The sequence below is a fragment of the Shewanella sp. M16 genome, assembly GCF_018224605.1.
Taxonomy (GTDB): domain Bacteria; phylum Pseudomonadota; class Gammaproteobacteria; order Enterobacterales; family Shewanellaceae; genus Shewanella; species Shewanella oncorhynchi.
The window spans coordinates 1-26,634 of sequence record NZ_JAGTUL010000041.1 but is presented as its reverse complement, the minus strand read 5'-3'; the positions used below and the strand labels follow the sequence as shown (position 1 = coordinate 26,634).

The window sequence follows — 26,634 nt, the reverse complement described above, 5'->3', positions numbered from 1 at the left end:
AGCAACCTCTTAAGCTAGACGCTCAGTAATCCAAGGTAATACTTGAGCCAATGCCGCATCCAGATTTTCTGGCTGGCTACCGCCCGCTTGAGCCATATCAGAACGACCACCGCCTTTACCGCCCACTTGTGCAGCGACCATAGCGACGAGCTCACCCGCTTTGACTTTACCGATCAGATCGTTACTCACACCCGCGATCAGGTTAACTTTCCCTTCCTGCGCTGTACCAAGCACGATAATGGCCGATTTCAATTTCTGTTTTAATTCATCTTGCAAGCCGCGTAATGAACTTGCCTCAACGCCGTCTAATTTTTTGATCAGTACGTTAACGCCATTAACTACAACGGCATCGCCCACTAAGTCTGCACTCGCTGCGGCCGCTAACTTATCTTTCAGCTGCGCCATTTCTTTTTCGAGTTGCTTCATCTTATCGAGCTGCGCTTTTAACTTAGCCACAACTGAGTTGGCATCACCTTTCAATAAGGCAGCGGCTTCTTCCAGTTCAGCTTGTTGCTGCGCCACATAAGCCATAGCTGCAGCACCAGTCACGGCTTCGATGCGACGTACACCCGCAGCAATACCCGCTTCAGAGGTGATTTTGAATAAGCCGATATCGCCAGTGCGACCCACATGGGTGCCGCCACACAATTCGATAGAGAAATCGCCCATAGTCACAACTCGCACTTGTGAATCATATTTCTCACCAAAGAGTGCCATAGCGCCTTTCTCTTTAGCTTCATCTATGCCCATTTCAGCGGTTTTCAGCTCATGGTTACGACGAATTTGAGTATTAACTAATTCTTCAACTTCTTTTAATTCAGCAGCTTTTACGCCTTCGAAATGGGAGAAGTCAAAACGTAAGCGCTCAGGATCAACCAAAGAACCTTTTTGCGAGACATGAGTACCGAGCACTTGACGCAGTGCGGCATGCAGTAAATGCGTAACAGAATGGTTTAACTGAGTACGGTGACGCAGTTTTTTGTCCACTTTCGCTTCAATAACTTGGCCAACGCTCAAGCTACCTGTAGCCAAAACACCTTGATGGCCCGTTGCTTGACCATACTTTTGCGTATCGTTTACCGTAAACTCAATACCATTCGCAACCAATTGGCCTTTATCGCCTACTTGACCGCCAGATTCAGCGTAGAAAGGTGTTACATCGAGCACGACAACGGCTTCATCACCCGCTTTGATCGCCGTCACTGACTCACCATTTTGATAAATCGCGGTGACCTTAGCTTGACCCGCTAATTCGGTGTAACCACTGAATGCAGTTTCAGCATCAATTTTCAGCGCAGCGTTATAATCTGCACCAAAGTTACCGGCAGCTTGTGCGCGGCTACGTTGTTCAGCCATGGCGACTTCAAAACCTGCTTCATCGACAATTATATTGCGCTCACGGCAGACGTCAGCGGTCAAATCCATTGGGAAGCCATAGGTGTCATACAGCTTAAATACGGTTTCGCCGTCTAAGGTGTCACCTTTCAACTCGTTTAAGGCCGTATCTAAAATACCTAAACCACGTTCAAGCGTACGGGCAAATTGCTCTTCTTCCGCTTTCAGTGCCTTTTCAACAATCGCTTGAGTCTCAGCTAACCCTTTTGCTGCATCGCCCATCACCGCAACCAATGACGGAACCAGCTTGTAGAAGAAAGCTTCGGTCGCACCTAACTTGTTACCATGGCGAACAGCGCGACGAATAATACGGCGCAGCACATAACCACGGCCTTCGTTCGACGGCATAACGCCATCGGCAATTAAAAATGCACATGAACGGATATGATCGGCAATGACTCGCAGCGACTTTTCGGATAAGTCACTAACACCAATGACCTCTGCGGCTTTAGCAATCAAAGTACGGAAAATATCGATTTCGTAGTTAGAATGTACGCCCTGCATAATCGCAGCAATACGCTCAATCCCCATGCCTGTATCAACCGAGGGCTTAGGCAAAGGTAACATTTCACCCGATGCTTGACGGTTGTACTGCATGAAAACGATGTTCCAGATTTCGATGAAACGATCACCATCTTCTTCAGGACTGCCAGGACGTCCGCCCCAAATATGATCACCATGATCATAAAAAATCTCAGTACATGGACCACAAGGACCGGTATCACCCATTTGCCAGAAGTTATCTGACGCAAAGGCAGCACCTTTATTGTCACCGATACGTATGATGTTCTCGGCAGCGACACCAATTTTTTTATTCCAGATTTCAAAGGCTTCATCATCTGTCTGATAAATAGTGACGCACAGACGTTCCTTCGGCAGCTTTAACGTTTCAGTTAAAAAAGTCCAGCCCAAACGAATCGCTTCTTCTTTGAAATAATCTCCAAAACTGAAGTTACCTAGCATTTCGAAAAAGGTGTGATGACGTGCTGTGTAGCCAACGTTATCCAAATCGTTATGTTTACCACCGGCGCGTACACAACGTTGAGCAGTGGTCGCACGCGTATAATTGCGTTTGTCCATGCCAAGAAACACGTCCTTGAACTGGTTCATGCCTGCATTGGTAAATAAAAGTGTGGGATCGTTGCCTGGCACTAATGAACTACTGTCCACAACTTGATGACCATTGCTGCGGAAAAATTCGAGGAAAGCGCTTCTGAGCTCTGCTGTAGTTTGATACATGAAATCATCCTGAATTGGGTAAGCATTACCAGCTACGCCTTAGGCTAGCCGTATTTCTATTTGCCCAGCATTATAAGCAGACTAAGGAAGGACGACCAGTCTTGATTGGTGATATACACATCAGGAATTTAATATTTTAGCGTGAATCGCCCACACCAGAGTCACTAGAAGCAAAACGACAGGATAAAGCACAAATAAAGACGGTGTAAGTTTATCGCGGCACGGACAATATTTAAGCAAGTGAGTCTAATGTGGAGTACGACATGAACAAGACTCATCGATGATATTTAGATGAACTTTTACAGTCTTAGCTCCAAATTTAATAATTTTCATCGAGATCATTGGGATCTGAATCTAGTGCGTAAGTGATTTGATCGTAGCTAAAGCCTTGGCCCATTAAAAAACGCACTCGTTTGGCTTTTTCCTTCACGATGAGATCCCGAGCTTTAGAGCCCTTCACTTCTGTTACGCGAGGAACGCCGTATTTTTTGGTGGCTTTATCTTTTGCTAGCTCAAACCAGTCACAATCACAATTAACCAAAGCGGCTTCAATACAGTCTTTAGATAAGCCTTTCTGTGCGATGGCTTGGCGGATGCGTATTGCACCGTGGCCTCGACTGATGTGGCTTCGCACCAACAGTTCGGCATAACGAGCATCATTAATAAAACCGGAGGATTCGCAAGCATCGAGTACAGGTTCGATATCGTTAAGTTCGAAACCTTTTTCGAGCAATTTATCGCGGATTTGTAAACGGGAATAATCGCGGCGCGCTAACAGCGCGACCGCAATTTGATGGGCTGACTGACTCAGAATACTTCGCCTGTCTCTAAATCAATATTGTCCTCAGTACTATCATCAGCTTTGGCAGCCAAGGCACTCGGATTACTCAAAAGCAACTCACGTAGCGTCTTGTCAATTTCAGCCGCAATAGCTGGGTTTTCAGTCAGATATTTGCCAGCATTAGCACGACCTTGGCCGATTTTATCACCTTTATAGCTGTACCAAGCACCCGCTTTTTCAATCAACTTATGGGCTACGCCTAAGTCAACTAACTCACCAGTACGGTTAATACCTTGGCCATAAAGGATTTGGAACTCAGCTTGCTTAAACGGCGCTGCAACCTTGTTTTTCACCACTTTAACGCGAGTTTCGTTACCGACCACTTCATCGCCGTCTTTAATGGCACCAGTGCGGCGAATATCTAGGCGAACAGAAGCATAAAACTTCAGCGCATTACCACCGGTTGTAGTTTCTGGGTTACCGAACATCACACCAATCTTCATCCGAATTTGGTTGATGAAGATAAGTAAGGTGTTAGATTGCTTTAAGTTACCCGCAAGTTTACGCATAGCTTGGCTCATCATACGCGCCGCTAGGCCCATGTGAGAATCACCAATTTCGCCTTCGATTTCAGCTTTAGGCGTTAATGCCGCCACTGAGTCGACTACGATAACGTCAACAGCACCTGAGCGAGTTAAAGCATCACAAATCTCAAGCGCTTGCTCGCCGGTATCCGGTTGCGAACACAGCAGGTTATCAATATCTACGCCCAATTTTTTAGCATAAATAGGGTCTAGTGCATGCTCTGCATCGATAAAGGCACAGGTTTTGCCTTCACGTTGCGCTGCCGCAATCACTTCTAAAGTCAGTGTTGTTTTACCTGATGATTCAGGACCATAGATCTCAACGATACGACCCATTGGCAAACCGCCAGCACCTAAAGCAACGTCCAGAGACAGAGAACCGGTAGAAATGGTCTCAACATCCATAGAGCGATCTTCGCCCAGCTTCATGATGGAGCCTTTACCAAATTGTTTCTCAATTTGGATCAATACCGCAGCAAGTGCTTTCTCTTTATTTGGATCGACCTTCATTCCTGTTCCCTCATCAAGACAAGCATTAAGCTGTCAAAAGTGATATTCAATTTACAAACGGGTAATTCAAAAAGCCGCGCTTTTTGTCTTAATTCTGCTGACTAGTATACTGTACAATCATACAGTATCAAGACCTGTGACTGAATTATTTTTAGCTGATAGGATTTTTAATATGGCCAAGGTTTTAGCGAATATCAAATCAAATAATAGCTCCCTTTGATCAATATCCATCGTTAAGGGCTCAATTTTCGCTAAATTATTGCTAAGATTGGCGCAACAAATTTTGCGTGGTCTTTTTAGCTGAAAATTGTACAGCAGTCTTCCGCTTCCATAGCGCTTAATCACCCTTAACCACACAAACTGTATCGCCTTTAGGCAGTCACAACGGACGATAACGATTTAATGAATGTAATTGATACCGATGATTTAGAAAAACATACTCCTATGATGCGTCAGTACTTGACGATGAAAGCAGAACATCACGATATGTTGCTGTTTTATCGCATGGGTGACTTCTACGAGTTGTTTTATGACGATGCTAAACGCGCTTCTGAGCTGTTAGGCATTTCACTCACTGCGCGCGGTAAAAGTGGTGGCGATCCTATTCCGATGGCGGGGCTTCCTTACCATGCTGTGGAAGGCTATCTTGCAAAATTAGTTCAAATTGGTCAATCAGTTGCGATTTGCGAACAGATTGGCGATCCCGCGACATCTAAAGGGCCAGTAGAACGTAAAGTGGTGCGAATTGTCACGCCAGGCACTTTAACCGACGAAGCGTTGCTACAAGAACGCCAAGACAATCTGTTAGCCGCGGTTTATCAAGGTAAAGTTGGTTTTGGTTATGCCACATTAGATGTTTCATCCGGACGTTTTGTGATTGCAGAGCTCGACACGCGAGAGTCATTAGAAGCGGAATTGCAACGCACTAATCCCGTTGAAATTCTCTACAGTGAAGACTTTGGCGAACTAGGTCTACTTAACGGTTTTAAAGGTAAACGTCGTCGCCCTGAATGGGAATTTGATTACGATACGAGTATCAAGTTACTGCTAGCTCAGTTTGGCACTAAAGACTTACATGGTTTTGGCATCGCAGATGCACGTTTATCACTGCAGGCTGCGGGTTGCTTGATGCAATATGTCAAAGACACACAGCGCACGGCACTGCCCCATATTAATGCCATTATCCGCTTCAATCAAACCGATAGCATAGTACTCGATGCGGCAACTCGCCGAAATTTAGAATTAACTCAAAACCTTGCCGGTGGCCGCGATAATACCTTAGCGGCAGTATTGGATAATACGGCAACGCCTATGGGCAGCCGTATGTTACAACGCTGGATCCATCAGCCTCTGCGAGATCCTAAGCAAATCAAGGCGCGCCAACAGGCGGTGACTGAACTCCTCGATACCGCTGCCCACGAAGATTTGCATGAGCAGTTAAAGGCACTTGGCGATATCGAACGTATCATGGCAAGACTCGCGCTGCGTACCGCTCGCCCAAGAGACTTTGCCCGTTTACGTCAAGCTCTGGGCTTATTGCCTGAATTACAACAGAGTTTAAGCACACTGAGCGCGCCGCACACGACTCAATTACGGCAACACTTAGGTGAGTTCCCCGCTGAGCAAGCCCTGCTTGAGCGCGCGATAGTCGATAATCCACCTATGCTTATCCGCGATGGCGGGGTGATCCGTGAAGGCTACAACAGCGAACTGGATGAATGGCGCGGCCTGAGCGAAGGAGCGAGTGATTACTTAGTACAACTTGAAGCCAGAGAAAAAGAACGTACTGGCATCAATACACTTAAAGTCGGCTATAACCGCGTACACGGCTATTACATCGAAGTGAGCCGTCTGCAATCCTCACAAGTACCGCTCAATTATCAACGACGCCAAACACTTAAGAATATGGAGCGTTATATCACGCCTGAACTTAAGGAATACGAAGAAAAAGTCCTCTCGAGCCAAGGTAAAGCCCTGGCACTCGAAAAGCAGTTATGGGAACAGTTATTCGATCTTATTCTGCCGAAATTACATGAATTACAGGCTTTTGCTAGAGCTGCGGCTGAGCTTGATGTACTGAGTAACTTTGCCGAGCGTGCCGAAACCTTGGGCTACACTTGTCCAGAGCTGAGCCAAGATATCGGCGTACAAATAGACGCAGGTCGCCATCCAGTGGTGGAGCGTGTTAGCCAAACGCCGTTTATCGCTAACCCAGTAATCTTACATAATCAACGACGTATGTTGATTGTGACTGGACCTAACATGGGCGGTAAATCAACCTATATGCGCCAAGTCGCCTTGATTACACTGATGGCCCATATTGGTTGTTTTGTTCCAGTAGATCGCGCCCTGATTGGCCCGATTGATCGCATCTTTACCCGTATTGGCGCATCAGACGATCTGGCCTCTGGCCGCTCAACCTTTATGGTAGAAATGACTGAAACTGCCAACATCCTGCACAATGCCACTGCCAGTAGTTTAGTGTTAATGGATGAAATCGGCCGTGGAACATCCACCTATGATGGTTTATCACTAGCTTGGTCGGCGGCGGAATATTTAGCCCAGCAAGTAGGGGCTATGACCCTATTCGCCACCCATTATTTTGAGCTAACTCAATTACCTGACTTAATGGCAGGTGTTTACAATGTGCACCTTGATGCCATAGAGCACGATGATACCATCGCCTTTATGCATGCAGTACAAGAAGGCGCCGCCAGTAAAAGCTACGGCTTACAAGTTGCGGCGCTTGCCGGCGTGCCAAACAAAGTGATTAAAGCAGCGAAACATAAATTGCAGCAATTGGAGAGTCGCGATCATCAACCAGAAGGAACGAGGACGCCCATTCAAAGCTTACTCGCTTTACCTGAACCGGTTGAAAATCCAGCTTTGACTAAATTAAGTAGCATTAATCCCGATAACTTAACGCCAAAACAGGCGCTTGATTTGCTCTATGAACTGAAACGCTTGAGCTAAATATCAGGTGATCTAAATAAAAGCCTAAAAATAACAACGCCCACTCTATAGTGGGCGTTTTACTTTATGACGTGATCTGACACTAAGTACATTTTCTGGATAGCTTCTCTGAAAGGCACCAGAAGACAGACATTAGTTTCTAAATAAAGCTTCAACAGATAAACCTTGAGAACCCAATAAATCACGTAAGCGTTTTAATGCTTCCACTTGGATTTGACGAACACGTTCACGGGTTAAACCAATTTCAGCCCCCACATCTTCAAGCGTAGAAGGTTCATAACCTAACAAACCAAAACGACGGGCTAATACTTCTCTTTGTTTTGTGTTCAACTCGTTAAGCCATTTCACCACCGAGTTAGAGATGTCTTCATCTTGCACTTTATAGTCTGGGCCAACACTATCATCATCGGCCAATACATCTAATAATGCTTTCTCGTTATCGCCCCCTAAAGGCGTATCAACAGAGGTAATTTTTTCATTCAGCTTAAGCATGCGGCTCACATCAGAGCTAGAAACTTGCAGTTTTTCAGCAATTTCTTCCGCTGTAGGTTCATGATCCAGTTTTTGTGCTAATTCGCGGGCTGTGCGCAAGTATACGTTGAGTTCTTTAACAACATGAATCGGCAAACGAATAGTACGAGTTTGATTCATGATAGCGCGTTCAATCGTCTGTCTGATCCACCAAGTCGCATAGGTTGAAAAACGAAAACCTCTTTCTGGGTCAAACTTTTCTACGGCACGAATTAAACCTAAATTACCCTCTTCGATAAGATCGAGCAGTGCTAAGCCGCGGTTATTGTAACGACGTGCAATTTTTACGACGAGACGTAAATTACTTTCGATCATGCGATTACGGGATTTTGCACAACCTTTTAAGGCCTTACGGGAAAAGTAAACTTCTTCTTCTGCGCTAAGCAGTGGGGAAAAACCAATCTCACCTAGATAAAGTTGAGTGGCATCAAGATTTTTTTGCAGGTCATCTTGGACCTGTTGTTCTATTCCTAGCTCTTGGACTAGATCTGTGGCAACTTCTTCTTTTTCAAGATCAAAGTCTACGGTTTCTACGGAAAAATCTACTAGTGCTTCTGCGGCAGTGCTATTTATGCGGCTCATGATCAAATCTCCCAAACCTGATTAAACTGCTGAATTAGTGCAATTTCCTATCCTCCATTTGCCAACAAGGCCCCAAACAATCATTGTTTAGGTAAATAAGTAAGTGGGTTTACAGACTGTCCATGGTAACGAATTTCAAAATGTAACATTACCCGATTGGCACCTGTATTGCCCATTTTTGCAACAGTCTGCCCTGCGAGGACATGTTGCTTTTCTTTGACTAAGATCTTGTCCGTATGAGCATAAGCACTAAGGTAATCGTCACTATGTTTAATAATCACTAAATTACCGTAACCCCTAAGAGCACTTCCTGCGTATACCACCCGCCCATCTGCAGCAGCTTTGATGATATCTCCCCGATTTCCCGCGATCTTAATACCTTTATTTCCCTGCTCATTGGCAGAATAAGTTCCGATTAACTTCCCTCTTACTGGCCACTGCCACTGACTCACACTGGCTGGCAGTGTTGAGGTGGGTGGAACCATTAGTTGGTTAACATTTTGTTGGGAACTTGTTACAAGGTACGCGGGCTTAGCTTTCTGATCAAGTGTTTTTTTCAGATCGTCACTTGACTTAGCATTAGACTGATAAACCTTATCATCTAATTGTTTTTTATCACTTTTACTTGAGTTAGCATCTGAATTATCCGTTATATTTCCATCTAAAGTCGTAGATTTTGATTGGTTACTAGATTTAGTATTAGTTAAATATAAAATCTGTCCAGGGTAAATTGTATAAGGGTTATCTAATTGATTAAGTTTAGCTATTTCAGAAAAGTCTTTCCCTGCAGCCCAAGAAATAGAGTAGAGAGTGTCACCTTTTTTAACTTTATATGAATTCGATTTAATGTGGCCTTTGCTATTTTTAGAGTAGCTATGGGAAATATTTTCGACGGGTGCGGGTCTGCTGGCCTGAAAGCTACAGCCTACAAGCAGAAATATAAAGCAAAGGTTTAAGAGTAAACCCGCATTCAACAATAAAAACTCCTTGGTAAGGTTGTATTACTGTTTATGATGAGAAAATGACGCCTTCTGTGCAAAACAAGCACTTCGCTTAACACAGTAGCACAACACAAGGTTAAGCTAACTCTCCATTAATTAAAGGTACAAATTTAACCGTTTCAATGGTTTCAGAACTAAAGCGGTCAGCAGTGCGCGTAATACGCATCAATTGTTGAGTATCCTCTCCCACAGGTAAGACTAACACCCCTCCATCAGCCAACTGAGACAATAAAGCTTCTGGTATAGTCGCCGCCGCCGCAGTCACCATAATGGCATCGAACGGACTACGATTAGCCCATCCCAACCAACCATCACCATATTTGAACGACACATTATGCAAATCTAATCGTTTTAAACGCTGTCTTGCTTGAATTTGTAAACCTTTGATCCGTTCGATAGTACAAAGCTGAGGCACCAATTGAGCCAAAATGGCTGCCTGATAGCCCGATCCCGTCCCCACTTCTAACACTCGCTGTGGCATCTTGTGCAGTAAGAGTTCGCTCATACGGGCAACAATATAAGGCTGCGAAATGGTTTGCCCTTGTCCAATTGGCAAAGCCGTATTTTCATAGGCTTTATGGGCTAGCGCATTATCGAGAAACATTTCTCGCGGCGTATGCGATATCGCCTTTAACACGGCTTGATTACGGATCCCCGCATCTTGAAGCTTTTTAGCTAAATTCACCGCCGATGTTAAGGCAACTCGAGTCATATTTTATCTACCCAATTTTGCAATGCCGTTAGTTGTCCGTAGGCGGTTAAATCAACCGTCAAGGGCGTAATTGAAACATAGCCATTGGCGATAGCATGAAAATCAGTGCCCTCTGTGGCATCCTGCTCTTGTCCCGGTGGACCAAGCCAGAAGATTTCACGTCCGGCAGGATCTTGCGTTCGCACTATGCCTTCGGCCTTATGACGAGCGCCGAGGCGAGTCACTTTGATGCCTTTAATTTGATCAAGTGGCAAGTCAGGCACATTCACATTTAAGATCTGATCTTTTGCCAAAGGCTGGGCCAACAAACCTTGAACTATCCGCCGAGCATAAACAGCCGCCGATTGATAATGTTCGAATTTACGGCCATTAAGCGAAATCGCTATTGCAGGAAAACCTAAAAAGCGTCCTTCCATCGCGGCGGCAACTGTCCCCGAATATAAGGTGTCATCACCCATATTTGCCCCCGCATTGATGCCAGACACCACCATATCAGGTTCGCCATCACATAATTCTCGGATAGCCAAATGGACGCAATCTGTCGGTGTACCGTGAACGGAAATATAGCCATTATCTAACCTATTAATTCTTAATGGATTAGTCAAGGTTAATGAGTTGCTCGCACCAGAGCAATTTCGATCCGGCCCAACAGTCAGCACAGTCGCTATTTCAGCCAAAGCCTCAGATAAGGCTTTGATACCTGGAGCATTAATCCCATCGTCATTGCTAACAAGGATACGGATCATGACTCTGCTTCAGTCTTAACAGTATCAGTGTTAGCCACTACGTTAGCGTTAATTACCTCAGGCGCAGGCTCCTGCACCAATGTCGCTTGCCATTGCTGCTCTTTAACATCTTGATAATTAACCAACTCTCTCAATAACGATGTTGCAAAACTGCCCGCAGGCAACACAAACTCCAGCACTAAGCCATCGGCGGTTTGTTCATATTTAAGGCCTTGGGGCTCAAGCAGTAACGGACGACGTTCTTGCTCTAATCCGGCGTGCTCTAAACCATAGCAATCGTCAGCTAACTCACTCACGGCTAAGGTTTCCACCGCAGCAGCTTCACCTTGGGGTAACATCATGCCGCGCCCCCACAATGGTGCAGAAAGTTGAATGTCTTTTTCAATCAGACGCTTCAATACGATGAGATCCCATTCAGGCGTAACAAAGAAGCTTTTGCTGCCCGCTAACATCACACAATCACCCGCTAAAGGCTTAGTGCCATGGTTGGCTAAACGGTACGACACCACAGTGTTAAACAGATTTGAGCGCACGGCAGACAAATACATGCTGCGCTTATTTCTGTCTTTGACTTTTTTACCCGCCATCATTTGGCGACCAAACACTAAGTTTTTGCCATCGTGACCAAAGCGCTGCTCACCAAAGTAATTGGGCACGCCCACTTGAGCGACCTTTTCGATACGACTGATAATGTCTTCCACTTGGGTAACATTTCTCAGGGTAAGAATAAAGCGGTTACCGACTAAGGCACCGATTCGCAGTTTCTTGCTGTGGCGGCTGCTCGACAATATAGTCAAACGATCGCTATTGAGCTCCTTCCAAGTAGGCGTTTCTTTACCTGGAATACGCACACCAAACCATTGTTCTGTGATGGCATTTTTATCTTTTTGCCCAGCGTAGGTGACCTCCTTCGGATGCACCTTAGCAAACTTAGCGATCATTTCAGCGACTTGTACTGTATTTAGCCCTTCTTTGCGTACATGCAGCATATGATGTTCACCTTCACCCGTCGGGCTAAAAGGCAAAATCTCTTTCACGATAAAATCGCTATTTTGGGTTCTTAGATCTGCTGTACCTAAAGGCTTACCATACAGATAATGTAATTCGCTCATGGGACTTTTTTACTCTTAAGTTAATCGTGTTTGCGGGCCATAAGTACCACGGCTTCTACCGCAATACCTTCTTTACGCCCGGTAAATCCAAGCTGTTCAGTCGTGGTCGCTTTGACATTAATATCGTCAAGTTCCGCGGTTAAATCGGCGGCTAATATCTGGCGCATTGCCTCTATGTGCGGTGCCATTTTAGGAGCTTGGGCTATGATAGTGACGTCAAGATTGCCAAGCACAAAGCCTTTCTCCCTCGCTAAAGCATAGCAATGACGCAGCAATACGCGGCTATCGGCACCCTTATAGGCGGCATCGGTATCGGGGAAATGTTTTCCTATGTCACCGAGCGCTAAAGCACCGAGGATGGCATCGGAAATCGCATGCAATACCACATCACCATCAGAGTGAGCGACTAGGCCTGTTTCATAGGGTACTTCCACGCCACAAAGGATAAGTGGCCGCGCCGCACCAAATTTATGCACATCGAAACCATGGCCGATACGGATTTTCATTTAATATTCCTAACGTATTATTTTACTTTGATTATGACTATTTAACGGCACGCATCAAAAACAGTTCGGCTAGCCCTAAATCGTCGGGATGCGTTACTTTTATATTATCAGCACGGCCCGAAACGAGTCCGGGTGATATCCCCGCCCATTCCATCGCCGAAGCCTCATCTGTGACTACCGCACCTGCAGCCAGAGCCGCATTGAGGTAATTTTTTAATTGCTGCGCTGGAAATAACTGCGGCGTCAATGCATGCCATAAATTATCGCGGCACACAGTGGCACTGATTTCACCCTGTTTATTCGCGCGCTTCATGGTATCGCGTACAGGCATTGCCAAAATAGCACCTTGGGGGAATTGCACTCTAGATGCGAGTAACTTGTCGATATCCGTCGCGGTTAAACAAGGTCTTGCCGCATCATGCACTAAGGCCCAACTGTGCTCGGGCGCAATTTGCAGCGCCGCCAGCACAGAATCAGCGCGCTCACCGCCACCTAATACTGTAATCAATTTGGGGTGCACGGCCTGTGGCAAGGTATCGAAGATAGTATCGTTCGAATGTAAGGCGACGATCACTTGAGAAATGTGCGGATGGGACAAGAGCTTATCTAAGGTATGAGCGAGAATACTCTGGCCGCACACCTCAAGATATTGCTTAGGTCTGTCGGCGCCCATACGGCTACCTATGCCTGCGGCGGGAACGATGGCAACCACAGCTTGAGTGACATGCTCAGCTTGGCGCTGCAATTCAATTTGTGTTACCAGATCAGATTGACTATCGGGATTGGATTGTTCATTTAATCCAAGATCTAAATGTCCTAGCTCTGTCATCCTAACTCCATATTACTGAGATGGACTCGATACCGAGCGCTCACCACCCACGACGCGATAGAAGGTCTCGCCTTCTTTAACCATGCCAAGTTCGTTACGTGCGCGCTCTTCGATGGCTTCTGTACCACTTTTCAGATCGATGATTTCTTCCTTTAGCACTTGGTTACGCTCATTGAGTTTGGCGTTACCTTCTTGCTGGGCGGCAATTTGTTTTTGCAGAACGAAATATTCAGGAAGACTATTACCTCCCGACCAAAGACGGAATTGCAGTACACCGAGTAGCACTATGAGTGCAATGACAAAAAATTTCATGGAGGAATTAGCGTCAGTATCTTGGATTAAAAAAATATACAGCAGATAGTACAACAAAAAAGGCCACCAAGTGGTGGCCTTTTTACATCAAATATTAAATTACGCCTGACCTTTGATCTCTTTCAAACCACGGTATGGGGCTTTTTCACCTAATTGCTCTTCGATGCGCAGCAATTGGTTGTATTTAGCGACACGGTCAGAACGACACAGTGAACCGGTTTTGATTTGACCTGCAGCAGTACCCACGGCTAAGTCAGCAATAGTTGAATCTTCAGTCTCACCACTACGATGTGAAATCACGGCAGTATAACCAGCTTCTTTCGCCATACGAATAGCCGCTAAAGTCTCTGTCAATGAACCAATTTGGTTAAACTTGATAAGGATTGAGTTAGCAATACCGTTTTCAATACCACGGGTTAAGATTTTAGTGTTAGTAACGAATAAATCGTCGCCCACTAATTGGATCTTGTCACCCATGATTTGAGTTTGATAAGCCCAGCCGTCCCAATCTGATTCGTCTAAGCCGTCTTCGATAGACACGATTGGGTATTGGTCAGCCAATGATTTTAAGAAATCAGAGAAACCGTTCGAGTCGAAGACTTTGCCTTCGCCCGCTAAATCGTATTTGCCGTCTTTGTAGAATTCAGATGCAGCGCAATCCAGCGCTAACGTCACATCAGTACCTAACTTGTAGCCAGCCAGTTCAACCGCTTCTTTGATAATGGCTAACGCATCAGCGTTTGACGCTAAGTTAGGTGCAAAACCACCTTCGTCACCCACAGAAGTGCTTAGACCTTTGTCGTGCAATACTTTTTTCAGCGTATGGAAGATTTCAGCGCCCATGCGCAGTGCTTCACGGAAGGTTTTCGCGCCAACAGGTTGCACCATGAATTCTTGGATATCAACGTTGTTATCCGCGTGCTCGCCACCGTTTAAGATATTCATCATAGGCACAGGCATAGAATATTGGCCTGGTGTACCGTTTAATTCAGCAATATGCGCGTATAAAGGAATACCTTTAGATGCTGCTGCTGCTTTAGCAGCCGCTAAAGACACAGCCAGAATCGCGTTTGCGCCTAACTTGTCTTTGTTTTCTGTGCCATCTAAGTCGATCATGATTTGATCAAGCTCAGCTTGTGCAGTCGCATCTTTGCCTAATAATGCTGCGCGGATGACACCGTTTACGTTAGCAACAGCTGTTAATACGCCTTTGCCTAAATAACGGCTCTTATCGCCATCACGTAATTCTAACGCTTCGCGGCTACCGGTTGATGCACCAGAAGGCGCCGCAGCCATACCCACAAAACCACCTTCTAAATGCACTTCGGCTTCAACAGTTGGGTTACCACGAGAATCCATAATCTCGCGACCAATCACGTTAATAATCTTAGCCATAACACCCTCGATTTAAGTTTAAAGATAAAAGAAAAAACCAATACCTATGGGAATAAATGGAAGTCACATACCGCAGAAAATAACAAAATTCCATTTACGGTTTGCGTCCATACAGATGCAACTGATACGCATGCTGTTTATACCCAGAGGTATTAAGTTCTTATGTTTCAAGTAGCGACGAGTGTAGCAAAAGGCCGGCCCCACTGTCGCGGGTCCGGCCTCAAATATTCTTACTTCAGATCACGTTTTTGATGCGCACTTGCCGCAGCAATAAACCCTTCGAACAATGGGTGACCATCGCGCGGAGTTGAGGTGAATTCAGGATGGAATTGACCTGCAACAAACCATGGGTGATCTTTTAATTCGATCATTTCCACCAGTTTACGATCAGAAGACAAACCGCTGAAGATCATGCCAGCCTGCTCTAAACGCTCTCTGTATTTGTTGTTCACTTCGTAACGGTGACGGTGACGTTCTACACAGCTATTACCTTTGTAGGCTTGAGCCGCTTTTGAACCCTCGAGTAAATGACACAATTGAGCGCCTAAACGCATAGTGCCACCTAAGTCAGACGCTTCATGGCGCTGCTCAACATTACCTTCTTCGTCAATCCATTCAGTGATCAAACCCACCACTGGGAATGGTGTTTCTTTATTGAATTCAGTTGAATGTGCATCAGCCATACCTGCAACATTACGCGCAAATTCAATCAGGGCAACTTGCATACCTAAACAAATACCGAAATACGGTAGATTGTTTTCACGGGCAAATTTTGCCGCCAGTATCTTACCTTCAACACCACGCTCGCCAAAACCGCCTGGTACTAAGATACCGTCTAAGCCCTGTAAGACTTCTTCACCTTTAGCTTCTACGGTTTGTGAATCAATATACTTGATGGTCACAGATACGCGGTTTTTAAGGCCTGCGTGTTTTAATGCTTCGTTGACTGACTTATAGGCATCTGGCAGTTCAATGTATTTACCCACCATACCAATAACGACTTCGCCGTTTGGATTAGCTTCTTGATAAATAACATTTTCCCACTCAGACAGATCCGCTTCACGGCATTCTAAACCGAAACGCTTAACCACTAAGTCATCCAAACCTTGTGAACGTAACAAAGCTGGGATTTTATAAATACTATCAACATCTTTTAATGAAATAACCGCACGCTCTTCGACGTTACAGAACAGCGAAATTTTGGCTTTTTCATTCGCAGGAATCGCACGATCACCACGGCAAACCAGCACATCTGGTGCAATACCGATAGAACGCAGCTCTTTCACTGAGTGTTGAGTTGGCTTAGTTTTCACTTCGCCTGCAGCACCTAAGAAAGGCACTAAGGTTAAATGCATGAACAGAGTACGATCACGACCCAGCTCAACACCGAGCTGACGGATAGACTCTAGGAACGGCAAAGATTCGATATCACCCACAGTACCGCCGATTTCGACGATAGCCACATCATGGCCTTCGCCACCTGCTAATACTTTTTCTTTAATCGCATTAGTGATGTGTGGGATAACCTGAATGGTTGCGCCCAAATAATCGCCACGACGTTCTTTACGTAATACTTCTTCGTAAATACGACCGGTAGTGAAGTTGTTACGACGATTCATCTTAGTACGGATGAAACGCTCGTAGTGACCCAAGTCGAGATCTGTTTCTGCACCGTCTTCAGTAACAAATACTTCGCCATGTTGGGTTGGGCTCATGGTACCCGGATCAACGTTAATGTAAGGGTCCAGTTTCATGATGGTTACATTGAGACCGCGGGCCTCTAAAATTGCAGCTAATGATGCTGCTGCAATGCCTTTACCTAGTGATGAAACAACGCCACCAGTAACGAAGATATACCTTGTAGTCATGCTGAACCTGAGAAAATGAGTTTGAAAATACGTGCTTGTAAGAAAGCACTAGGACGGGGCAGTAGTATACCAAAGGCGGCGCGATTCGACAAACACCAATCGGGATAATTTGCCGTTTATCTCGTCTCTGTCGCTTTTACTTGGTCCCAATAGGCATCAAGCTCCATTAATGTGTGCTCTTCCATGCTTTTACCGCTGTCACTCGCCAACTGTTCTACGCCGCGAAAACGGCGTTCAAATTTAAGGTTAGCGTGGCGCAAAGCTTGTTCTGGATCGACCTTAAGATGACGAGCTAGATTCACCACGGCAAATAGCAAGTCGCCCATTTCGGACTGCACTTTAGCTTGATCTTGCTCGGGTTGATTCACTTCATGCAAGACTTCATCGATTTCTTCATGGATTTTAGCGACCACGGGCTCAAGCTCGGCCCAATCAAACCCGACTCGCGCCACCCTTTGCTGAATTTTGATTGAGCGCGACAGCGCAGGTTGGGTACGCGGAATATTGTCTAACGCAGAAACCACAGTATCTGCTTGGGTTTCACCCACCACTTGCAGGGCCTTTTGTTCACGCTCAGTCGCTTTTATCGCCTCCCAATTGGCTTTCATCGCTTGGGCGCTATCGCCTATTTGCGGATTTTGTTCGCCAAACACATGGGGATGACGACGGGTCAACTTGTCGCTGATTTTCTCAATCACGCTCGAAAAATCAAATAACCCCTGCTCTTTGCCGAGCTGACAATAGAATACGATTTGAAATAACAAATCCCCGAGTTCATCGGGTAACTCATCCCAAGCTAAGCGCTCTATGGTATCGGCAACTTCATAGGCCTCCTCTAAAGTAAAAGGCACTATAGTTTGAAACGTTTGCGCTTTGTCCCAAGGGCAACCCGTGTGCGGATCACGCAGTTTTTCCATAATGTTAAGCAGCGGCTCAACATCTGTTATAGACAGTTCCGTTTTAGAAGGTTCCGTTTTAGAAGGTTCCGTTTTAGAAGGTTCCGTTGTAGAAGTTTCAGTGATAGAAGGTTCAGTAGTAGAAAATGAGGTTAATGGCGCCGTGTGGGAAGTCATGCTGATATCCTTTAAAGATAAATACTGCAACGGGCGAATATTGAGAAAGAACAAAAAATACGCCTCCGCAGTGTTTTTTAGCAAAAGGCTACAATAAAGCGATGATGATAAGCTAGGTAAAATAAAAGTGCTATTTTGATGCTGAGATCAGATTTTAGTGACGTATTTCAACTAAGACTTATTTTAACTAAAGAGCGTTCGCTCCATTTCGTAATTCACTCATCTCGTGAGCAATAAATTGACAACCTTCCTCCCCAATAAATTCTCATCTATGTCCTGCATACAAGTATTTAGCGCAAGCCATCTTAAATGATAAGATACGCAGCAATATTTCAATGAAGCTAAAACTCACCGAGTGAAGACCTGACAATTTCGGCCAAACTATGCACATGATAAATGCGGTCCTTCAATTTATTCATTTGATTGATGTTAGGTATATTTCGATTCTGTCGTCCGATGTTAGGACGCACACCCTTATCGTTTTTAAGCATTACTGGAGACAAAACTCATGACAAACGTGACAGTGGATGCCACGCAGTTAACGACTAAGCCATCCCAAGATGGTTTTTATATGCCTGGCGAATGGGCTGCGCAGCAAGCGGTGTGGATGATTTGGCCCTATCGTCCTGATAACTGGCGTGCATCTGGTGCTTATGCTCAGGCGACTTTCGCTAAGGTAGCCGATGCCATTGGTGCGGCAACCCCTGTTTATATGGGTGTTCCTAAAGCCTTTTTAGCCGAAGCTAAAGCGGTGATGCCATCCCATGTCACCTTGGTTGAAATGGACAGTAACGATTGCTGGGCTCGCGATACTGGGCCAACCATCGTTGTGAATGACAATGGCGAATGCCGTGGTGTTGACTGGGGTTTTAATGCTTGGGGCGGCCATAACGGTGGTTTGTACTTCCCATGGGATAAGGACGAGCAAGTCGCGCAGCAGATGCTTGCGCAGCATGGTTTTGCCCGTTACAGCGCGCCGTTGATCCTCGAAGGTGGCTCCATCCATGTCGATGGTGAAGGCACCTGTATGACAAGTGCAGAATGTTTACTTAACGCCAACCGTAACCCTGAACTGACAAAAGAACAGATTGAAGACTTACTGCGTGACTATTTGAATGTTAAGCAGTTTATCTGGTTGCAAGATGGCGTGTATATGGATGAGACCGATGGTCATATCGACAATATGTGTTGTTTCGCCCGTCCTGGTGAAGTCATTCTGCACTGGACCGATGATGAGACTGATCCCCAGTATCCACGCTCAAAAGCGGCGCTAGAGGTGTTGCAAAATACCGTGGATGCCAAAGGCCGTAAGTTAAAAATCCATCTGTTGCCACAACCGGGGCCGCTGTATTGCACCGAAGAAGAATCAAAAGGTGTGGCCGAAGGCACTGGCGTGCCACGCACGGCGGGTGAGCGTTTAGCAGGTTCTTATGTGAACTTTTTAATCACCAATAATCGCATCGTGTTCCCACTGCTTGACCCTGCAACCGATGATATCGCAGCCCAAAAACTGCAGGAAATCTTCCCAGAGCATGAGATTGTGGGTGTGCCAGCCCGTGAGATTTTATTAGGTGGCGGTAATATCCATTGTATTACTCAGCAAATCCCTGCTGGAAAGTAACCCAAGGAGAACAGCATGACGATTGATGTCACTGTTATTGCACCACAATTGGCTTTCAGCGGGAGGGCGTAAGATGTTTGAAGTCACTGAAGTTTCCATTGCCGAGCTGCGTGCAGCGCTCGAATCTGGCCGCACCACCGCAGTGGAGTTGGTTAAGTCGTATCTCGCGCGGGTTGAGGCGTATGACGGCCCTGCGACAAAGACTAAGCTCAATGCGTTAGTGGTACACAATCCCGATGCGCTCAAAGAAGCTGAGGCGTCAGATGCGCGCCGCGCCCGTGGTGAAACACTGAGCCCACTTGAGGGTATTACGTATACCGCCAAGGATAGCTATTTAGTGAAGGGACTGACGGCGGCGTCTGGCAGCCCAGCCTTTAAGGATTTAGTGGCGCAATACGATGCCTTCGCCGTTGAGCGCCTACGCGCCGCGGGTGCCATTTGCCTAGGCAAAACCAATATGCCACCCATGGCCAATGGCGGTATGCAGCGTGGTCACTATGGCCGCGCTGAAAGCCCATACAACGCGAACTACCTTACTGCCCCATTCGCTTCGGGCTCTTCCAATGGGGCGGGCACAGGCACTGCGGCAAGTTACTCTGCTTTTGGTCTTGCTGAAGAAACTTGGTCGAGCGGCCGAGGTCCTGCGTCCAATAACGGTTTGTGTGCTTACACTCCGTCACGGGGCGTGATTTCCGTGCGCGGTAACTGGCCGTTGACGCCGACCATGGATGTAGTGGTGCCTTATACCCGCACTATGGCAGATATGCTTGAAGTGCTGGATGTAATTGTGGCCGACGATCCTATCACCCGTGGCGATCTCTGGCGTCTGCAATCTTGGGTACAAATCCCTAAAGCATCGACAGTTCGCCCAGAATCTTATCTGGCGCTTGCCGCTCAAGCCGATACGCTCAAAGGTAAGCGTTTTGGCGTGCCGCGCATGTACATCAATAAAGATGAATTGGCGGGCACTAGCGAAAACCCAGGTATCGGGGGGCCAACGGGTCAACGTATTCATACTCGCCAATCGGTTATCGATCTATGGGAAGCAGCTCGTAAAGCCTTAGAAGCCGCTGGCGCCGAAGTGATTGAAGTCGATTTCCCGCTGGTATCAAATTGTGAAGGCGACCGCCCAGGTGCGCCGACAGTGTTTAACCGCGGTATCGTCACGCCTCAATTCCTCCATGATGAATTATGGGAACTCTCGGGTTGGGCATTCGATGAATTCCTGCGTGCTAACAATGACCCTAAACTCAACAAGCTTGAAGATGTTAACGGCTATCTGATTTTCCCCCACGACTTGGGCACCTTGCCTAACCGTGAAGGTGACTTAGCGGCAGGCATGGAAGAGTATGTCAACATGGCCAAGCGTGGCCTTAAATCCTTCGATCAGATCGACAGTATTCCCGATGGTCTGCGTGGCTTAGAGAAGACGCGTAAGCTAGATCTCGAAGACTGGATGGACGGGCTAAAGCTTAATGCCGTGCTGTTCCCAACCGTGGCAGATGTGGGCCCTGCCGATGCCCATGTGAATCCGGCTTCAGCCGATATAGCTTGGAGCAACGGAGTTTGGGTCGCTAACGGAAACCTTGCGATTCGCCATTTAGGCGTGCCGACTGTGACTGTACCTATGGGCGTGATGGCCGATATTGGCATGCCAGTGGGTTTGACCTTTGCAGGCCGCGCCTATGACGATAATAACCTGCTTAAATTTGCAGGTGCATTTGAGTCAACAGGTGACAGGCGCATGATCCCGCCACGTACACCAAAGCTTGGCCAATAAGCGCTAAGACAATGCATAAACCCAGGCACTAAATGCATGAGTTTAGAAATGAAAACGGGATTGGCATCAAGATGCCAATCCCGTTTTTTAATACCCGCGTCGATATCCTTTCAACAAAACTGGACTCATGCTGCTATAAAACATGCTGCTGTAAAAAAGACAGCAACACTTAACGCGTCTTATCTTAATGCCAAGAGTTCTTTTCTGACGATCTCTGCGCCTGCACTTAAGGCGTTGAGTTTGCCTCTTGCGACTTGATGGGATAAAGGTGTCATGCCGCAGTTGGTACAAGGATAGAGTTTGTCGGCATCGACAAATTTAAGGGCTTTTCGTAGGGTGTCAGCCACTTCCTCTGCGGTTTCAATCGTGTCGGTGGCGACATCAATCGCGCCGACCATGATTTTCTTACCGCGAATGAGTTCAAGTAGCTCCATTGGCACATGGGAGTTGTGACATTCTAGCGAGATAATATCGATATTAGACTTTTGCAGTTTAGGAAACACTTCTTCATATTGGCGCCACTCTGAGCCCAAGGTTTTTTTCCAATCTGTATTGGCTTTGATGCCGTAACCATAACAAATATGCACCGCCGTTTCGCATTTTAGCCCTTCAATGGCTCTTTCTAAACAGGCAATGCCCCAATCGTTTACCTCATCAAAAAACACATTAAAGGCAGGCTCATCAAATTGGATAATATCAACACCCGCAGCTTCTAATTCTTTGGCTTCCTCATTTAGAATTTTGGCAAATTCCCAAGCAAGCTTTTCGCGACTTTTATAATGGTCATCATAAAGCGTATCTATCATGGTCATTGGGCCAGGCAGAGCCCATTTAATTGGTTGCGTAGTTTGCTTGCGTAAAAATTTGGCATCTTCAACAAACACGGACTTTTGGCGACTCACTGGGCCAACAACCGTGGGTACACTCGCATCATAGCGATCACGAATTTTAACGGTTTTACGTTTTGAAAAATCAACGCCGTTGAGGTGCTCAATAAAGGTAGTGACAAAATGTTGCCGCGTTTGCTCGCCATCACTGACAATATCAATCCCTGCGTGTTGTTGATCCTGCAATGACAAACGCAGTGCATCGTGTTTACCGGCAATTAATTCCTCACCTTGTAATTTCCATGGAGACCAAAGTGTTTGAGGCTCTGCAAACCACACAGGTTTAGGCAAACTGCCCGCGGTTGAAGTCGGTAACAGTGTTTTATTAAGTAATGTTTGGTTAAGCGGTGTTTTATTAAGTCTTGTTGTCATAATAATGATGCCGTATTGGATTAATTATTGAGCGTGACGATTAGGCGCAGAGCGACTAAAGGTAATTAGCAGACCATTGTTCAAAAAACGTTTGGTAGGGCTTGATAAAGTGCTCCGCGGCAAATTTGCCTTGCTCATTCGCCAATTGACTGCGTTCTGCTCGGTCATAAACAATTTGAGTCAGTGAATGATCCAGATTTTTCAAATTGGGTTGATAGCATTTTCCGGCAACAGCATTGGCATTATAAATCTCAGGGCGATAGATTTTTTGAAAAGTTCCCATAGTGCTGATGGTGCTTATCAACTCAAGATGGGTGTAATCATTGAGTAAATCACCAAAGAAATAAAAAGCTAAAGGCGCCACACTATTTGGCGGCATAAAATAGCGCACCTGTAAGCCCATTTTTTTGAAATATTGCTCAGTTAAAGACGATTCATTTGGCTGATATTCAACCCCTAATACGGGATGCTGATTCTCAATTCTATGGTAGGTTTTATTATCCGACACACTGAGGCAGATAACCGGTGGCTTATTAAAATTCTGTTTGTAAGCATCAGAATTAACAAAAGACTGAAATAGCTTGCCATGTAGTCCACCAAAATCATCTGGAATACTAAATTTGGCTTGGCCCTTATTATGTTCTGCCAGTAATACGCTAAAGTCATAATCGCGTACGTAAGATGAAAAATTATTACCTACAATGCCTTCAATACGTTTATTGGTTTTATGATCAACAATATTGGTTTTCAATACTTCAATCGATGGGAAGGTTTGACCACTGCCGTCAATATCCAAATTAACGGAGATAATTTCAAGTTCGACAGAATAACGATCGCCTTTAGGGTTATCCCAATGCGCTAAGGCATTAAAACTATTATCAATCATCTTTAACGCGTTGCGTAAGTTCGCTTGGCGATGACTGCCTCTGGCCAAATTAGCAAAGTTGGTCGTGATACGCGTCTTGTCTGAGGGATGATAATTTTCATCAAGACAAATGCTGTTAATCGTAAATGTAAAATGCTTATTCATAGTGATCCAGTATCCCATTGTCTGATTTCAAACCTGAGTTTATGCCCTGCGCTTCTAGCTTCTCGACCCGACTCTGATAGACATTATTTGTGTTCTGTCTGAGGTTCTATTTAACTTAAGTGCCGATGACTTAAGTCCTGATGGCTTAGCTAGGGTGCAACTTCAAGCTTGTCTAATATTTCGCTTGGAGTCATTTATACGTGGTTCGGCACATGAACAAAAACGGTTTTATTTCACATAGAACATGAGCCATATTCATGATCAACTAGCATGGCGTTGTTGATTAACCAGAACTCGGGATAGGGAAAAGCAGGGGAAGCAATATATTGTCGAGTTTGTTCTCCTAGAGCTGGCTTGTAATAGCCGATTACACATATTTCCCCAAAGCTCGTTGCATTACCTGTTGCGCGATATTCATCGCGCATTGTGCCCCCAGTGACTCGCCACCTCTTTGTTTAACAAAAAGCGTCCCTGAGGGCTCTACTAAAACATATCCTGTTTTAGAAGGTCACTGGTGCAACAATGCCAATCTTAACTAACCCTCTCGCTACTCGTTTAGCTAAAAAGCTATTGCCCCAAAGCAAGATAACTTTGTTGTCAGTTTGCAGCATGAATTGTCATTGTTTCCCCTGTGACTCGCCATAAACTCGTCCCTGAGGGCTCGACGACGGCATCCATGCCGCCAACGGTCACAGTTGCAACAATGCCAATCTTAATTAACACTTCTGCTGTTCGTTTAGCTAAAAAGCTATTGCCCCAAAACGAGTTAACAAGTTTTCGGTGGAACAATAATGAACGACTTTCTGGCCTAGTAATATTCATCGTTATATCCCGTGTGATGTAATTCACTACTAACCATCAAAAAACGGGATAAGTATACAGTTGTATTCAAATTATAAGGATTGTGAACGATTTTCATCCTGCATTTGTGCGTGCTTTCTAATTTTTAAATAAATATCTTTAAAATTAATCGCTTATACTTACCAGCTCATAGATAATATGTTTTAAAAACGCGCATGTGCGTTTTTCTAGGTGGTGTATTTGAAGCAAAGCCGATAACTTCGCTGCAATACAATCAGTTAACCATGTGCAGTAATGTTATACCAATAAGGAGTGAAGGTTGAGCGAGTATTTCGAAATCGCGTATGCGGCGACATCAAGTAGATTGTGCTTATTCACTGGAACAGGATTTTCGAAATCTGTATCAGATAACCAAGCCCCTAGCTGGCAAGGACTTTTGGAGTCACTGTGTGAACTTCTTGCAAATGGAAATGATTTAAAGGCCAGTCTATTTCCAAAAGACGGTAAAAATACACTCGGATTAGAGGAGGCGGCTCAGGTTATTTCTATTGAACTGCAAAAAGTAGGTAAGAGCATCCACGAAGAAATTGCAAAGGAAATCAGTTCCATAAAGTTGATGGGGAACAATGCATCAATAGAAGATTTTCTATCAAAATGCTCTTGTCGTGTTGTTACAACCAACTATGACAAGCTTGTCGAAGAGCTAGTAGGATTTGAAGCATGTCACTCCTTGACGCCTGGCCTGCCGATTCCTAGATCGTCAGCCAGGGTCAAAGTCTATCATGTTCATGGGTCGATAGACTCTCCAGAAAATATGGTTGTTACGTCAGATGACTACTTTAAGTTTATTCATAGCGAATCGTATTTTTCGAGGAAACTAAGCACGGTGTTACACGAAAATACCGTGGTTATCTTGGGCTACTCTCTTGGAGATGCAAATCTAAAATCAATAATCAGTGATTATAAAGGGTTTTCTAAAAACCACGTTATAGGCTCGAATATATTTTTGGTGTCGCGATCAAAAGTCGATCAACCGGTTAAGGATTACTATGCGCACTGTTACGGTATTCGAGTGATTGATGAAACAGAGTGCCATGATTTTTTTAAAAAGCTAAATTCGGAAATCCCGAATGCAGAAAAGTGTGCAGAATCATCAGTAGCAAATATAAAAAAAGTGGTTTTTAATAATCATCAATTCACGAAAGGTTTTTTAAGTATTGAAAATGCATTTTACGAAATCGTATCTTCGATTGCGGCTGTCGGCGTAAGTATAAATGATAAAAGAGTGGTTAAAGCACTTGGTCAAATTATTGAATTCAAAACGGATTTGACGAATGGGTATAATGCGTGGGAGCAGTATGAACATATGGCGCGATGGTTAATATATATTGCGAGCATATTGGAGATCAGAGGAACATCAATAGAAAAGGTGTTCTTAGACGCTACTCTCAGATCTATGAACTCTATGCGTAAAGAGCTTTACATAGGTTATTCATGGCACGCTTATAACTCTTGGAATCAGCGCTGGCCGGGAATTATTGCATCAAATAGGGTTTTAATTAGAGATTATATCGTGGAGAACACCGCATGGCCTGACGCTTTGCAGGTTGTAAATAGAAACTAGGTATAACAATTCGTTGCAGCCGGACAACTTTTCCGCTGTGCAACAAAGTTGCCTCAGAGTGCGGCGTTAATCCATAGAAATCTTAATCCGAAACCAACTGATTAGACTAAAAAACTAACGTGCTATTGTCCAAAAACTTGCTGGGTATCTCCTTCATATAGACAGGTTACACTAGTGCCAAAAGGTAAGCCATGGTGATTGGCGAGACGACCGTCCGCCCCATGGACGGGGCGGTCGAGCATCCACGGATGATGGGATGGACACCTCTTGTGAAGTAGGCGTCATTTACGCCATATTGAATTTGCACGTTCAATAACAACAAAAGGTGTCCAAAATGAAAGTTACACTAATAGGAATTGATCTCGCAAAA

Annotated in this window: 21 protein-coding genes; 4 read left to right on the top strand and 17 right to left on the bottom strand. The window is 45.2% G+C overall.

Annotated features, from left to right (window positions below; all coding sequences use genetic code 11):
- Positions 1-9: 9 nt before the first annotated feature.
- The 3 genes from alaS to recA all read right to left on the bottom strand — a co-directional run bounded on the left by alaS (position 10) and on the right by recA (position 4,509).
- Complete coding sequence (gene alaS / locus KFE26_RS19995; RefSeq protein WP_212601494.1) at positions 10-2,634, bottom strand: alanine--tRNA ligase; 2,625 nt, start codon at positions 2,632-2,634, stop codon at positions 10-12.
- 319 nt (positions 2,635-2,953) lie between these two features.
- Positions 2,954-3,424 (bottom strand): regulatory protein RecX, encoded by a 471-nt coding sequence (locus KFE26_RS19990; protein ID WP_409437993.1) that lies wholly within the window; start codon positions 3,422-3,424, stop codon positions 2,954-2,956.
- Positions 3,425-3,441: 17 nt separating this feature from the next.
- The gene (gene recA / locus KFE26_RS19985; RefSeq protein ID WP_105251812.1) at positions 3,442-4,509 is read right to left on the bottom strand and encodes a recombinase RecA; all 1,068 of its coding nucleotides are present in this window, start codon (positions 4,507-4,509) and stop codon (positions 3,442-3,444) included.
- A 402-nt stretch (positions 4,510-4,911) separates the two neighbouring features.
- On the opposite strand from recA, the gene mutS reads away from it, so the two are divergent.
- Complete coding sequence (gene mutS / locus KFE26_RS19980) at positions 4,912-7,482, top strand: DNA mismatch repair protein MutS (protein ID WP_212601492.1); 2,571 nt, start codon at positions 4,912-4,914, stop codon at positions 7,480-7,482.
- Between the two features lie 132 nt (positions 7,483-7,614).
- On the opposite strand, the gene rpoS is transcribed toward mutS, so the two are convergent.
- The 11 genes from rpoS to mazG form a co-directional block, all read right to left on the bottom strand.
- Entirely contained in the window at positions 7,615-8,595 is a 981-nt protein-coding gene (gene rpoS / locus KFE26_RS19975; RefSeq protein ID WP_028761361.1) for an RNA polymerase sigma factor RpoS, read from the bottom strand.
- An 80-nt stretch (positions 8,596-8,675) separates the two neighbouring features.
- Complete coding sequence (locus KFE26_RS19970; protein WP_212601491.1) at positions 8,676-9,572, bottom strand: peptidoglycan DD-metalloendopeptidase family protein; 897 nt, start codon at positions 9,570-9,572, stop codon at positions 8,676-8,678.
- Positions 9,573-9,672: 100 nt separating this feature from the next.
- Complete coding sequence (locus KFE26_RS19965; RefSeq protein ID WP_028761363.1) at positions 9,673-10,308, bottom strand: protein-L-isoaspartate(D-aspartate) O-methyltransferase; 636 nt, start codon at positions 10,306-10,308, stop codon at positions 9,673-9,675.
- Entirely contained in the window at positions 10,305-11,054 is a 750-nt protein-coding gene (surE, locus tag KFE26_RS19960; protein WP_105251808.1) for a 5'/3'-nucleotidase SurE, read from the bottom strand. Before surE ends, KFE26_RS19965 begins: the two co-directional genes overlap by 4 nt.
- Entirely contained in the window at positions 11,051-12,166 is a 1,116-nt protein-coding gene (truD, locus tag KFE26_RS19955) for a tRNA pseudouridine(13) synthase TruD (protein ID WP_212601490.1), read from the bottom strand. Before truD ends, surE begins: the two co-directional genes overlap by 4 nt.
- A gap of 20 nt (positions 12,167-12,186) precedes the next feature.
- Entirely contained in the window at positions 12,187-12,672 is a 486-nt protein-coding gene (gene ispF / locus KFE26_RS19950) for a 2-C-methyl-D-erythritol 2,4-cyclodiphosphate synthase (protein WP_028761366.1), read from the bottom strand.
- Between the two features lie 37 nt (positions 12,673-12,709).
- On the bottom strand, positions 12,710-13,501 hold the full coding sequence (gene ispD, locus KFE26_RS19945) for a 2-C-methyl-D-erythritol 4-phosphate cytidylyltransferase (RefSeq protein ID WP_212601489.1): 792 nt from the start codon (positions 13,499-13,501) through the stop codon (positions 12,710-12,712).
- Between the two features lie 12 nt (positions 13,502-13,513).
- Positions 13,514-13,813: a cell division protein FtsB gene (ftsB, locus tag KFE26_RS19940; RefSeq protein ID WP_105253074.1), complete on the bottom strand. Its 300-nt coding sequence runs from the start codon at positions 13,811-13,813 to the stop codon at positions 13,514-13,516.
- A gap of 99 nt (positions 13,814-13,912) precedes the next feature.
- Entirely contained in the window at positions 13,913-15,208 is a 1,296-nt protein-coding gene (gene eno / locus KFE26_RS19935) for a phosphopyruvate hydratase (protein WP_105251763.1), read from the bottom strand.
- A gap of 230 nt (positions 15,209-15,438) precedes the next feature.
- Positions 15,439-17,076, bottom strand: coding sequence for a CTP synthase (locus tag KFE26_RS19930; protein ID WP_012587102.1), 1,638 nt, complete (start codon positions 17,074-17,076; stop codon positions 15,439-15,441).
- A gap of 116 nt (positions 17,077-17,192) precedes the next feature.
- On the bottom strand, positions 17,193-18,149 hold the full coding sequence (mazG, locus tag KFE26_RS19925) for a nucleoside triphosphate pyrophosphohydrolase (RefSeq protein WP_212601488.1): 957 nt from the start codon (positions 18,147-18,149) through the stop codon (positions 17,193-17,195).
- A gap of 508 nt (positions 18,150-18,657) precedes the next feature.
- On the opposite strand from mazG, the gene aguA reads away from it, so the two are divergent.
- Together aguA and KFE26_RS19915 are read left to right on the top strand one after the other, a co-directional pair.
- Positions 18,658-19,770 carry an agmatine deiminase gene (gene aguA, locus KFE26_RS19920; RefSeq protein ID WP_212601487.1) on the top strand — a complete coding sequence of 371 codons (1,113 nt, stop codon included), beginning with the start codon at positions 18,658-18,660 and terminating at the stop codon, positions 19,768-19,770.
- 73 nt (positions 19,771-19,843) lie between these two features.
- Entirely contained in the window at positions 19,844-21,550 is a 1,707-nt protein-coding gene (locus tag KFE26_RS19915; RefSeq protein ID WP_212601486.1) for an amidase, read from the top strand.
- Between the two features lie 179 nt (positions 21,551-21,729).
- Here KFE26_RS19915 and KFE26_RS19910 read toward each other — a convergent pair whose 3' ends face one another.
- The 3 genes from KFE26_RS19910 to KFE26_RS19900 all read right to left on the bottom strand — a co-directional run bounded on the left by KFE26_RS19910 (position 21,730) and on the right by KFE26_RS19900 (position 24,661).
- Complete coding sequence (locus KFE26_RS19910; protein WP_212601485.1) at positions 21,730-22,809, bottom strand: methionine synthase; 1,080 nt, start codon at positions 22,807-22,809, stop codon at positions 21,730-21,732.
- A 55-nt stretch (positions 22,810-22,864) separates the two neighbouring features.
- Positions 22,865-23,839: a DUF1852 domain-containing protein gene (locus KFE26_RS19905; RefSeq protein ID WP_061782783.1), complete on the bottom strand. Its 975-nt coding sequence runs from the start codon at positions 23,837-23,839 to the stop codon at positions 22,865-22,867.
- Positions 23,840-24,436: 597 nt separating this feature from the next.
- Positions 24,437-24,661, bottom strand: coding sequence for a hypothetical protein (locus KFE26_RS19900; RefSeq protein WP_212601497.1), 225 nt, complete (start codon positions 24,659-24,661; stop codon positions 24,437-24,439).
- Positions 24,662-24,959: 298 nt separating this feature from the next.
- Here KFE26_RS19900 and KFE26_RS19895 point away from each other — a divergent pair, with 298 nt between their 5' ends.
- Positions 24,960-26,264: an SIR2 family protein gene (locus tag KFE26_RS19895; protein WP_212601484.1), complete on the top strand. Its 1,305-nt coding sequence runs from the start codon at positions 24,960-24,962 to the stop codon at positions 26,262-26,264.
- Positions 26,265-26,634: the final 370 nt, after the last annotated feature.